Genomic DNA, 13,208 nt, shown 5'->3' with positions numbered 1-13,208 from the left:
TATGCAACAATTATAGGAGCTTTTCCGTTATTATGTAGATGGATATACATAGAGGAGAGGGGCTTGATTGTGAAGCATAAGTTACAACGTATACTTGCACTGATTGTGTTGGTTGGAATGGTATCCGCCGTTTTTCAGTTAGGCGGAAGGATTAGCGCTGCTGATTTTAACGGCATTTCCGTCAAAGCTAGCGTCGGTTACCAGGGGAATGTAAGGGAAGGAAAGTGGGCGCCTGCCCGACTAACGTTAACCAATATGACGAAAGCCGACCTGAAAGGCGAAGTCGTTATTACGATAGCTGGCAATTATGGCGGGACAACGGATTATGTCGTGCCGGCGGAGCTGCCCCGGGGTAGTGATGTTGAATTGACAATTGCCATTCCGGGAATGAATCTTAATGAAAAAAACAATTTAATCCGGTTTTATAAAGGTTCCTATAAGTCAGGGGAAAAGGTCAACATCGTGATCGGCAGCCCCTATCTAATAAGCTCGTCTATTGTTAATTATTCGATAGGTGTTCTTGCTAGCGATCCCGACACGCTGAACTTCATGCCTTCATTGAATGTGCAAGGCTATAATTTATCCGTTATTCCATTAAAGGAAGAGCAATTGCCGAATTCATCCATCTTGCTCGATTATTTCGATTTGCTTGTTATTAACGACGTTGCGACTTCTGGCTGGGATGAGCAGCGGGTTAAGGCGATCGAGGATTGGGTGAAGGCTGGAGGGACGCTAATGCTATCAGGCGGTGCAGGCTACAGCAAAACCGCGCAGGCGTTCGAATCGATAGTGCCATTGAAGCAAGAGGGAACCTCTTCGCTGACTAGCCCAGCCTCACTAAGCAAGGAAAGCGGGAAGGAATGGAAATCGGCTGCACCGATAACGGTATCAACCGGTTCTATTATTGAAGGCAATACGGTTTTATCTGAAAATGGGATACCGCTTGCTATTACTCGGCCTGTAGGAAGCGGCAGCGTTATATACGTCGCCTTCGATCCATCGCTTGAGCCGATTGCATCATGGAATGGCAGTGAACTGGTTTATGCAAAGCTGCTGAAGGACAGCTTGTCTCCGATTATGCAGGGCAATATGGTTCTGTATTCCAATTCGTATTGGAATGTTCAAAACATAGTCGATAAGTTTCCTTCTATTAATCCGCCTAAATTTGGCTTGTTATTATGGATGTTCGTTTTATATATGTTAATTGCAGCGCCAGTACTCTATTTCCTGCTGAAAAAACTGGACCGGAGAGAATGGACCTGGTGGCTGGTGCCAACGCTCGCTGTCTTAATGGGCGTGGCGATATTCATATTTGGAGCTGAGGATAAACGAAGCTTCCTTGCCCATTCTGTATCGGTTGTGGAGCTGGCTCCTGAAGGGGGCGGCGTTCGATCAGGTGCATTTGGTGTGTTTTCCCCTAATGGAGGTACCATTAAAGCTCATTTCGACCATGCTGTTCCCCTGCGGCCTTTATCTAACGAAGGCGGCGGACAATTGAATCTCACTGGCAATACGCAAGTGTTGATGAATGATCAGGAGACGACGATGCAATGGAATTCCGTTGCCTATTGGTCAACCCGGAAAGCCTGGTTTGATGGTATCTCACTGGATAAAGATACTGGGAATTTCGGGCTTGCTTATCGCAGCAATAATGGAGTGCAGCAGCTTGAAGTTACGAATGGCACGAAAGCAGCCATGAGTCATGTCGCGTTAATTATTAGCGGTAATTTGATTAATGTTGGGGATTTAGCGCCGAATGAAGCCAAATCGGTCTCGATTCCGTCTGCCCCTAATACCAATAGTACGATGTATTCCCCATTCTCTTCCTCTTTATTTCCTTATGGGAACGGGAGAGACGACAAATACAACAGGCACCGCGAGCTGATGGATATGTACTGGAATTCCGCTAATCCTGCATCGCAGATGCTGCCCCGTGTCGTTGGCTTTAGTGAGGACCATACGCCAATGTTCCAAGTAAACAATGACGCCGTTCGAACAGATAATTTGACGATGTGGGTACAGCAAATCGGAACGCTTATTTCGGAAAATGATGGCCGCGTTACCGTGCCGGCAGGCGCTATGCAACCTGTCGTCACTTCGCATACGATGCAGCGGTTTGACGAATACGGCGACGGGAATATGAACTTCAGCCCGGGCGAATTGGAATTCGAATTCCATGTGCCGAATGAAAAGGCGAAATACGATAAATTATCATTCTCGAACCTCGTAAATACATCGAGTCTCCAGTGGTTGATTTTTAATGCAGCTAGCGGCGATTGGATACCTGCGGCTGCGGAGATGGATGCAAAAATGTATATTGATTCGTCCAATACGATTCGAATGAAGATGGTAGCTGCAACAGATGCGGATGCCCGGCTGCCGATGATTGGGCTGGAAGGAGTGTCGGTACGATAATGAAAGATACGATGAATGAGGTAGATACGGAAGTTGCTATGGAGACGGCGGAAACGCCGATGATCGAAATAAGAGGATTAACCAAAAGCTTCGGCACGTTTCAAGCGCTGAAATCGATAGATTTGACTATTGCTAAAGGCACGGTATTTGGCTTTGTTGGCCCCAACGGTGCGGGCAAATCGACCACAATGTCGATCTTGGCGACGTTGATGGCACCTTCCTCGGGTTACGCGAAGGTAGACGGCTTCGACGTTACCGAATATCCGGCGGAAGTCCGTAAACGGATTGGCTATATGCCGGACTTCTTCGGCGTATACGATCAATTCAAAACGATGGAGTACATGCATTTCTATGGCGCGAGCTATGGAATACCTAAGCAGGAGAGGGAACAATTAATTCCTCAATTGCTGGAGCTCGTTAATTTAAGCGACAAGAAAGATGCCTACGTCGATACGTTGTCCCGGGGCATGAAGCAGCGCTTATGTCTAGCACGCTGTCTCGTTCATGACCCGGATCTGCTCATCCTCGATGAGCCGGCTTCCGGCCTAGATCCGCGGGCTCGGATCGAGATGAGGGAAATATTGCGGGAATTGAAGGCCATGGGTAAAACGATCATCATCTCCTCGCACATTTTGCCGGAGCTGGCGGAGATGGTAGATGAGATTGGCGTTATCGAGCACGGTCAAATGATCGCAAAGGGTAATGTTGCGGATATTCAAAACCGGATGCGCGTAAAGCGGATTTTGTCGATCCGGTTAATCGGCAGGACGGAAGAAGCCGAACACTGGCTGCGAGAGCAGCCTTTCGTTAATCGGGTGCTCCGCGACGAACGGGGTGTTCACGTTCATTACGGCGGTCATGATGAGGAACAGGCAGAGCTGCTTCAACAGATGATAGGAGCTGGCTACAAGCTGATATCATTCAGCGAAGGACAAACAAATTTGGAAGACATCTTTCTGGAAATTACGAAAGGAGGCGAAGCGATCTCATGAGAAACGAAGGCATTGCTGGAAAAGAGCTCGGCAATTGGCGTTCCAGGCTAATTAATCCCGTGCTGAACAAGGAATTTAGACTGCGCATGCGGACGGCCCGTTCCATGTGGACGATATTCGCCTATTTATTCGCTATTGGCTTAATGGCACTTTGTTCCATTTATTTAACCCAGGAGCTGGGCGGCAGCTCAACTTCGTTCAATCCGGAGCGAAGCCGGATTCTGTTTTATTTTCTAAGCTTCGCCCAGCTCGGACTGATTACATTTATGGCTCCCGGACTTACCGCTGGCGTCATTAGCGGGGAGCGGGAGAAGCAGACGCTTAATTTGCTTCTGACAACGCAGCAAAGCTCGACGACAATCATTCTGAGCAAGCTGGTGTCGTCGCTTGGCTTTATGGTTCTGATCGTGGTGAGCACGATACCGGTATACAGCATGGTCTTTCTTTATGGCGGCATTTCACCGTCGCAGCTTTTTCTGGTGTTTATCTATTACTTTTTTATGATGATTATGCTAGGCTCGCTAGGTATACTGTTCTCAACATTGTTCAAACGAACGATGATTTCCGTTATTGTGACATACGGAGTTACGCTGTTTATTTATGTCGGCACGCTGCTTATTTTTTATGTGGCGCTAAGCGTGACGAACAATACTGCGAATAATGCGGTTAATCCGGCAGCCTACAATTGGATTGGTCACATACTGGCATGGAATCCGGGCGTAGCGCTGTACAGCATTCTCGATCCTAACGTTTCGGAGCAAATCTATGAGATCCACAACAGGGGGCAGCAAGCTTCACAGAAGCCGGCTTTTCAATTGTGGCATGAATTTATGATTATTTATGGTCTGATCTCGGCAGGGGTTCTGTGGCTGAGCATCGCGAAGCTGCGTCCAAGATTGAAGCGGAGAAATAAATAGAACGATAGATGGTGCTGAATAACGGGGTGTGCCGAAAGGGTGCTCCGTTATTTATGCTTTAGCGACCTTAGTATTGGAAAGGAGAATCGCAATTCATGGAAGAAAAGCGAAAGTTAATCGAGCTGCTGGCGCCCGTACGCAATCGCTTGACGTTGTTTAGCATAAGCCGTTACACATTGCTTGGCATACTTGGCGGCAGTTTTGCAGGTTTGCTAGTACTGGGATTGAGCCGCTTGCTTCCAATGCTGCATGCGAAGCTTTGGCTGGTACTGCTGGTATCCGTTGGAGTGCTCGCTGGAGTGGGGCTTGGCTTCTGGAAGCGGGCTTCGCTAAGGGATGCAGCTCGCGTGATGGACAAGGAGCATACCGATGATGCCGTAGCAACTGCGCTTGACGGTCTGGAGCGTTCCGGAGAGAGTGAGCCGGTTATCGTCCGTTTGCAGCGGCAGGAGGCGCTGGAAGGGGCTGGCCGCTATACTGCGGAATTAAGAAGCCGCCTTCCTTGGCCTGCTTGGCGGAGCTGGAGGCGTTCTGTCCTTGGCATTGGAGCTGTCTGGTTATTGACGGTGATTCTGCTCTTATGGCCTAACCCGCTCGACGAGAAGGCTAAGGCGATGGCTGCTGCCGAGCTGGGGCTGGAGCAGCTGGAAAGTCAAGTGGAGGAGCTTGCACAACAGCTGGACGAGGCCAAGCTGCCGGAAGAAGCGAAGAGGCAGATTGCAGAGACGTTAGAGGAGCTGCGGAGCAAGCTGGAGAAGGCGGGTTCTACAGAGGCTTTGAAAGAGCTGGAGGAAGCGATCAAGGAGCTGGAGCAAGCGGCTGAAGCCGCACGGCAAACGGCGGAAAGGCTTGATGCTGCCGCTGATGCGATGAACAGCGAGCCAGGACTGCGTAAGCTGGGGCAAGCGCTGAAGGATCGCGATGCTGCGGGCATGAAACAGGCAATCGGCGATATGCGCTCGGAGCTGCAACGGCTGACGCAGGAGCAGAAGGAAGCGATTGCCAAGGCGCTGGAACGGCTGGCGCAAGAGCAGCCGAAGGACAGCGCGCTGGCAAATGCGCTGGAGCAGTCAGCGGAGCAGGCCCGCGGAGAGGGAGACGGCAAATCGGCGGGAGACGATGCTTTGTCCGCGCTGGAAGAAGCGCTTGGCAGCGAGCTTTCGCAGGCGGAGCTTGAGGCGCTGGCGCGGATGATGGCCGAGCGGTTAGCAGAGAGCGGCCAAGCGGCGCAGCAAGCGCAGGGCGGTTCTGGCTCGTCCGGTATGCCAGGCGGGGCTTCCGCAGGAGGCGGCTCAGCCGGTTCAGGAGCAGGCGGAGGTTCCAGCAGCGGTTCTGGCTCGGCGGGGCAATCTGGTGAGCAAGGGCAAGGCGGAGCCGGCGGTTCGGGCAGCGAAGCGGGCTCGGGAGAAGGGAGCGGAGCGGGCGCAGGTGCTGGCGAGGGCAATGGCGGCGGCAATGGTCCCGGATCCGGCCAACAAGGCAGCGGTTCTGGATCTGGAGGGGGCGGTCGCGGCGGCTTGCAGGGCGGTACCGGTCAAGGCGGCCGTGGCTTAGTCACGACACCGCGCGGCATGGAGGGCTCCGGCAATGTTCAGCAGGACGTCGGGCCTTCGACTGGCGGACAGACGCAAACGACTGACGATCCTTCCCCGATGCTGGACGGTATGACCCGTTCATACGAGGATGTATACAGCGAATATGCGGCCGAGGCCAAGAAGGCATTGTCCCGTTCGCAGCTGCCGCAAAGCATGCAAAATAAAGTGAAAGATTATTTTGACCAAATACAGCCTAATCGTTGAGGTGAGCTCATGATCGAATCAAAGACGCAAATCGAAGAAGCTGCGGCGCGTATCGCCGCATTGAAAGCTGAAATTGGACGTATTATCGTCGGCCAGCAAGATGTAGTGGAGCAGTTGCTCTGGTGTTTGCTGGCAGGCGGTCATGCGCTGCTGGAGGGCATTCCCGGACTCGGAAAAACAATGCTGATCCGAACGGTCGCCGATACGGTTGACCTGCAATTTTCCCGGATTCAATTTACGCCGGATTTAATGCCTTCCGATATTACCGGAACGACGCTGATTGATTTCGGAGCGCAAGGGGCAGCCGCCCAGCGTTTCCAGCCGGGGCCGATTTTCGGCAATTTGGTGCTGGCCGATGAGATCAACCGTGCAACACCAAAGACGCAAAGCGCGCTGCTTGAAGCCATGCAGGAAGGAACGGTAACAGCAGGCGGTCAGACGCATGTGCTGCCTAAGCCTTTTTTCGTACTGGCTACGCAAAATCCGATTGAGCAAGAGGGAACTTATCCGTTGCCTGAAGCGCAGTTGGATCGTTTCTTATTAAAGATTGGAGTCGATTATCCGACTCGCGAAGAGTTGAAGCAAATCGTATTGCGTACCACCTCGGCGGAACAGCCGCAGGCGAGCGTTGTAATGAGCGGGGAGCAGTTAAGGGAACTGCAGCTTTATGCCAAGCATTTGCTCGTTGCCGAAGATGTGCTTGATCTTGCAGTCCGGCTTGTGATGATGACGCATCCTGGAGAAGGCGATTCACCGGAGGATGTGAAGCGGTTTGTCCGATTCGGTGCCGGACCGCGGGCCGTGCAAGCGATTATCGCCGTTAGCAAAGTGCGGGCGCTATGCTCAGGCAAGCTGCATGTATCCTGGAACGATATCCGGGCGGTTGCGCTTCCTGCGCTACGCCATCGTATCGTGCTAGGCTATGAGGCACAAGCGATGGGCATATCAACAGACCGGATAACCGAAACGATCTTGGCCGCGCTGGAGGCGCAGCGATGAGCGACAACACAGGGCGGTCTTCGATCGATGCGCAAGCGGCGATAAAGCTGCTGTTTCCTGATCTTTCACTGCTTGCCAGGCTGGATCAGATGAGTGTTGCTGCAGGCAACCGGGTGAAAGGAACATTGGCGGGCAAAAGAAGATCAAGCTCGCTCGGCGGCTCCCAAGAGTTTGCCGATTACCGGCCTTACGCACCCGGCGACGATATTCGCCGTCTTGATTGGAACGTCTATGGACGTACGGGCCGCGCTTATATGCGCCAGTTTTGGGACGAGCAAGAGCTGACGGTAAACTTGCTTGTTGATGTATCCCGTTCGATGTCGTTTGGGGATGAGCAGGAGAATGGCAAGCTTCGATTTGCTCTGCGATTGGCCGCTTGTATCGGCTATGCTTCGCTGACCGGTGAGGATCGGGTAACCGCCCGATTATTTGGCGACAACGGGCTGAATAAGGAGTTGGAGCCGCTTCGGGGGAGAAGCTCTTTGCCGCAGTTGTTTCAATTTTTAGGACAAGCGATGCCGGGGCCACAGGCTGCGGGGACAACAGGTGCCAGCGGCGACATTGCTGATCATCGTCCAGCTGTTCTATCACTGGCTGAAGCGTTGGATGGTGTGAAGGGCAGGCCGATGCGCTCTGGCGTGACACTGCTCATCACCGATGCGATGTATGAGACCGGCATTGAGGAAGCTTTATTGCGGTTAATCGCAGCGGGGCAAAAGGTTGTTTTTATCCATGTGCTTAGCCCGGAGGAACTAAATCCTTCTCTGAGCGGTGAACTGAGACTGATTGATAGCGAACTGGGTTCCGGCAAAGATGTTGCCATTGCCTATCCGCTGCTCGCCCAATACAAACAGGCGGTTGATCAGTATCGCGAAGATTTGAGCAGGCTGTGCGGGGAACGGGGCGCCCAGTACATATTCATCTCATCGGCTGATTCATTAACGGAAGTGATCAATCGGGACCTGTTGCAGCGCGGGGTGCTGCGAAGCAAAACTTAACGGAGGATCGGGAGGAGGGGAGACTGTCATGCAATTTTTATCGCCTATATCTGCTATTTTTGCGCTGTCTCTGCCGGCAATCGTTCTGATGTACGTACTGAAACGGGTGTATATCGATACTGAAATTGCCAGCCATTTGCTGTGGAATCGAGTGCTGCGAGAGCAGGAAGCCAATCGGCCGTGGCAAAAATTGCGCAGCCGCCCATTGCTGCTGCTGCAACTGCTTGCTGCTGCGCTGCTTGTATTTGCGCTCATGCAGCCCTATTGGACCCGGGAAGCGGCAGCAACCGGCCATACGGTGCTTGTTATGGACAGTTCGGCCAGCATGACTGTACGATCGGATGACGGACGTTCTTTGCTGCAGCAAAACGTGCAGTTGGCCGAGGATTGGATTGCCGGGCAAAAGGAAGGCCGGCGCATTACAATCATCGCAACTGGCGAGCAGCCGGAAATAATCGCATCTGGTGAACTGTCTCATCGCGATGCTTTGACGGCGCTGCGTGCCCTGGAGCCTAACTTTGGAGCCAGCGACAATTTGGCCGCTTTGTCTTTGGCCGATTCGTTATTGGGCGACGAGGCGGACGGTTCCATTATGCTGTATAGCGATGGAAGATGGAGTGACGCAAGCGCCGTCAATGAACTGCAGCTTCACGCTAAACTGGTGTCTGCGGGAGCAAACGGTGCGGAAGCTGCGCCAAGCTCAAATCGCGCAATCGTTCATTTTGGCGTAAAAACGGATCCGGGTGCAGCAGGCTACAATAAAGCGGTTATTACGATTCGCAACGATGCGGACACGATGCAGCAATTGAAAGTAAATGTATATGCAGAAGGATCAGCAAAACCCTTCGCGACCGAAACGGTCAGAGCCGAAGCCGGGGGCTGGACGAGCTTGACGGTGGATAAGCTGCCGGCTGAAGCCGCTTATTATAAAGCGCAATTTGCCGGAGGGAGCGACGGTTATGCAGCGGATGACGTTGCTTATCAATTTCCGTCCGAGTCGAGGGCCAAGCGGGCGCTTCTCGTAAGCAAGGGCAATCTTTTTTTGGAAAAAGCGCTTCAACTGGCTGGTGTCTCCACGGTCAAAGCTGATCCGGAACAATACATTCCTGACGCGGAGGATCAGAAGGAACTGGACTGGATCGTTGTCGACGGGAGCGGCGATAAGCTGCTTGCCGATAAAAGCTGGGAAAAACTGCTGAAATCCAAGCCGGTCTGGTACATCGATCATCCGAAGGAATCGGGGGCCGAGACGGTTATACCCGATAATAATCGGGCAGAGCTGGCCGACCATCCGGTCGTGGCCTACTTATCGTTTGCGGATACGCATATCGGCAGGCTGTTGAAGCCGAAAGATGCGCCGCTCTGGGGAAAAGCGATCCTTACATACGGAGGAATTCCAGCTATTTATGCGGGCACGGTCGAAGGCAGGCCGCAGCTGCGGTTCACCTTTGATTTTCAGGATACGGATTTGCCGCTGCGGCCGGAGTTTCCGGTGCTAGTTGTGCAAGCCGCAGATTGGATGAGCGGCGGTTCCCGGAGCGAGCTCGGTACTGCCGTTGCCGGCTCTGCGTTGTCATTGTCTTTCAGCGGCGAAGCCGCTAGCGCGGGGTGGAAGACGGTTGAGCAACTGAGCGATTACGGGGAAGGCAGTGCTGAACAATCAGTAACCATGAAAGGCACTTCAGGTGAAACAGTGAAGGCGCCGTCAATTCCAGGCTTGTACAGGCTGGTTGAATACGACAAAGCCAATAAAGTCATAGCTGACCGTTTACTGACCGTCACCGCAGATGCGGCGGAGAGCGCAGCATTTGGCAAAGTAGAGCCTATAGCGCCTTCATACGTGTCTGGAACGAATGGCGAGGGAAGCGGGAGCGGTCAGCCCAATAGCGGTCAATTAGCGCCGCAGACAGCAGCAACGGCTTCTGTCGCTGCTTGGATTGCTCTGCTGCTCCTCATTATCTTGGCTGGCGAATGGGAGGTGTACCGCCGTGGGCATGCAAGTTAATTCGCCGATGTTTCTGCTTCTGCTCCTGCCCTGGGCACTGTTCGTCTGGTGGATGCTTCGCGGCACAGCCAGACTGAAGGGCGGGCGCAAGGCCGCCGTCGTGGCGTTACGTTCTATCATTATGCTTCTATTAATTGCCATTGCAGCACAAGTGCAGCCCTATTGGACGACGGATCAGCGCAATGTAGTGTTCGTTGCCGATCGTTCAGCCAGCGTCAACGCGGATAAAGAGCTTGGCGAATGGATTGCCAAAGCGATGACGGGCAAAGAGGCGGATGATCGCGGAGGAATCGTTGCAATCGGGCTCGACGCAGCGGTTGAACGTGCACTTTCGCCGGAGCAAATGCTTAGTGCGGAACGGTATTCATTCCGGGCTAAGGTCAATGGACAATTTACAGATGTATCGCAAGGCTTGCAGCTGGCATCCGGTTTACTGCAGCAGGCTGGCGGGGGAAGAATTGTCGTGCTGTCCGACGGTGCGGAGAATGCCGGAAGCATGCTGCGCCAAGCGGCTTTACTGAATAGTGCAGGCATTGCCGTGGATGTCGTTCCTATTACGCCGCCGCCATTGACGGATGCGGCGATCGAATCGTTCACCGTGCCGCAAACTTTACGGCAAGGCGAGAAGTTCAACTTCGAGTTTACGATAAACAGCACTACAGCAGGCAGCGGCGAGCTTCGCCTTTATGCCGACAATAGAGAATTGTCTCGCAGCACAGTCCAGCTGGAAGCGGGAGAGAATCAATTTGCACTGCAAAGCGCGGCGTTAGAACCTGGCTTTCATCAGTTCCGGGCGGAGCTGTATGCGGAGGGGGACGAGCGCGAGCAAAACAACGTCGCCTATGGCTTCAGTAAAGTGAACGGCCCGCCGTCCGTGCTTATCGTGGAAGGTGAGCCGGGATCATCGGGCAATGTTGAAGCGGCACTGAAGGCTTCTTTTATCGGCTATGACACGATTGCACCAGAACGCTTGTCGGTAGAGCTGGCATCTTATGCCGCCTATGACAGTATTATTCTTAACAATGTGCCGGCTACCCGAATTGCGGAGAAGCCGATGGAATGGATCGCAAAAGCAGTGAGCGACTATGGAATTGGTTTAGTGATGCTGGGCGGCAATGACAGCTTTGGACTTGGCGGTTATTTTAAAACACCGATCGAACGGGCTTTGCCAGTCTATATGGATTTGAAAGGAAAACGCCAAATTCCGACTCTGGGTCTTGTGCTGGTGATCGACCGTTCAGGCAGTATGGACGGCGGCAAGCTTGAATTAGCCAAAGAGGCAGCGATACGGACTGTTGAATTGATGCGGGACGAAGATACTGTCGGGGTCGTCGCATTCGATTCGGCGCCTTGGTGGATCGTCGAACCAACGAAGCTGACAGACCGTAAAAAAATGATTTCGCAAATTCAAGGTATCCAGCCTGAGGGCGGTACGGAAATTTTCACGGCGCTGGATGCAGCTTATAAGAAGCTGTTGGAGGTACAGGCACAGCGGAAGCATATCATTTTGCTGACCGACGGCCAATCGTCGACGAACCCGGGGTACAGCGCTTTAACCTCTTCGATGGTGGAGAAACAAATGACGATGTCGACGGTTGCCGTAGGCGATGGCGCCGACCAAATGCTGCTTAAAAGCTTGGCCGAGGCAGCCAAGGGACGTTATTATTTTACAAAAGATGAAAGTACGCTTCCGGCTATTTTCAGCCGTGAGACGGTGATGATGTCGCGAACCTATATTGTGGAACAGACGTTTACACCAGCTCTAGGGCAATCAGGCAATTGGTCGGCGTTATGGAAAAACGGTCTTCCCCAGTTGAATGCCTACATCGCGACAACGGCCAAAGAAACGGCAGAAATCGCGTTGCTGTCTCCAGATGGAGATCCCATTCTGGCTCGCTGGCCTTACGGTTCGGGCAGAGCTGTTGCTTGGACAAGCGATATGACCGGACGCTGGTCGCGGGATTGGGTCAATTGGCCGTCTCTTCCGAACGTGCTTACCGAATGGATCAAGTGGACGTTTCCGCAATTCGAAAGCGTGCCTTATCAGGTTAACGCCGAACTGGACGGCCGGAAAGCGAACATTCGCATCCGTTCGGAAAGCGGCGATTCCGATCTAGCGGCGAAGCTGAACGCTGTAGTCAACAATGATGCGGGCGAGACGCAGAAGCTGGAACCCATTCCGATTGCGCCGGGCGAATATGAAGCAAATATGTCTGTGACTCAGCCGGGCGTCTATTTAATGAGAATTGGCGGCGAAGAAGGCGGAGGTACGACATCGGGCTTCGTCATTCCATATTCGCCGGAATACAAGTTATCTGTTAATAATGGTTCGGAAGCGCTGGAGCAGCTTGCCGAGTCGACTGGCGGCAGAGTGTTGTCGCTGGACAAACCGGCAGAGGCTTTCCGGTTTGATCCTGAGAAGCACCGTCAACCGGTAGATTGGTCGCGATCGCTGCTTATAGCTGCTTTGCTTTTGCTGTTAGCGGACATTGCGCTGAGGCGGATTTCTGTACCGTGGGCGCGTATAGCAAGCTGGCTGCGATATCGGATGCGGGGATGGAGCAGAGGGGGATTGAAGTCCTCAACTGCTGGAGATTTGTCTGCGCAATCGGTGACCAGGCTGCAGCAGCGAAAGAGCCGTACGGCAGAGTTTTATGATAAAAGCAAGGCTGAAGATCCTGCCATAAATGTCTCAAGGCCAGCGGGACGGGACGGTGGTTCTTCTACGGGGCAGGGACAACGGCAGGGTCAAGATAAAGTGCAAGAACAAGGACAAGGTAAAGCGGCACAAGGACAAAATAAAGCGTCACAAGGACAAAATAAAGGTCAGGGTCAAGGATCAGGACAAGGGCAAACGCAGGTACAGCAAGGGGATGGCAACGATAAAATGAGCCGTCTGCTCGCAGCAAAAAATCGTACAAAAAGATAGTGGCAGGAAGCTTTCTGAACTTGCCTGCTCCAAAGCTGGATGTTTTTGATGGGGAAAAGAGACGGCTGGACAGTGACTGCGCCTAGCGATACAATGCAAGAGAAGAAGTGATGGCGATGGATTGGATGTCCACTCTTGTCGAGCAGCGTATTCA

8 protein-coding genes are annotated in these 13,208 nt (G+C 52.9%); all 8 read left to right on the top strand.

Annotated elements, in window-relative coordinates; all coding sequences use genetic code 11:
* Window positions 1–69: 69 nt before the first annotated feature.
* The 8 genes from IEX98_RS20715 (at window position 70) to IEX98_RS20680 (ending at window position 13,054) form a co-directional block, all read left to right on the top strand.
* On the top strand, window positions 70–2,415 hold the full coding sequence (locus tag IEX98_RS20715; protein ID WP_188891116.1) for a DUF7408 domain-containing protein: 2,346 nt from the start codon (window positions 70–72) through the stop codon (window positions 2,413–2,415).
* 59 nt (window positions 2,416–2,474) lie between these two features.
* Window positions 2,475–3,407: an ABC transporter ATP-binding protein gene (locus IEX98_RS20710; RefSeq protein ID WP_188891253.1), complete on the top strand. Its 933-nt coding sequence runs from the start codon at window positions 2,475–2,477 to the stop codon at window positions 3,405–3,407.
* Complete coding sequence (locus IEX98_RS20705) at window positions 3,404–4,324, top strand: ABC transporter permease (protein ID WP_188891115.1); 921 nt, start codon at window positions 3,404–3,406, stop codon at window positions 4,322–4,324. The genes IEX98_RS20710 and IEX98_RS20705 overlap by 4 nt, the downstream gene beginning before the upstream one ends.
* A 95-nt stretch (window positions 4,325–4,419) precedes the next feature.
* A complete protein-coding gene (locus tag IEX98_RS20700; protein ID WP_188891114.1) occupies window positions 4,420–6,123 on the top strand; it encodes a hypothetical protein in 1,704 nt (567 codons plus the stop codon).
* A 9-nt stretch (window positions 6,124–6,132) separates the two neighbouring features.
* Window positions 6,133–7,122 carry an AAA family ATPase gene (locus IEX98_RS20695; RefSeq protein WP_188891113.1) on the top strand — a complete coding sequence of 330 codons (990 nt, stop codon included), beginning with the start codon at window positions 6,133–6,135 and terminating at the stop codon, window positions 7,120–7,122.
* Window positions 7,119–8,120, top strand: coding sequence for a DUF58 domain-containing protein (locus IEX98_RS20690; protein WP_188891112.1), 1,002 nt, complete (start codon window positions 7,119–7,121; stop codon window positions 8,118–8,120). Before IEX98_RS20695 ends, IEX98_RS20690 begins: the two co-directional genes overlap by 4 nt.
* A 28-nt stretch (window positions 8,121–8,148) precedes the next feature.
* Window positions 8,149–10,125 (top strand): vWA domain-containing protein, encoded by a 1,977-nt coding sequence (locus IEX98_RS20685; protein ID WP_188891111.1) that lies wholly within the window; start codon window positions 8,149–8,151, stop codon window positions 10,123–10,125.
* A complete protein-coding gene (locus IEX98_RS20680; RefSeq protein ID WP_229692302.1) occupies window positions 10,115–13,054 on the top strand; it encodes a VWA domain-containing protein in 2,940 nt (979 codons plus the stop codon). Before IEX98_RS20685 ends, IEX98_RS20680 begins: the two co-directional genes overlap by 11 nt.
* Window positions 13,055–13,208: the final 154 nt, after the last annotated feature.

The sequence above is a fragment of the Paenibacillus radicis (ex Gao et al. 2016) genome, assembly GCF_014641555.1.
Lineage (GTDB): Bacteria > Bacillota > Bacilli > Paenibacillales > Paenibacillaceae > Pristimantibacillus > Pristimantibacillus radicis.
This window is presented reverse-complemented; position numbering and strand designations above follow the sequence as displayed.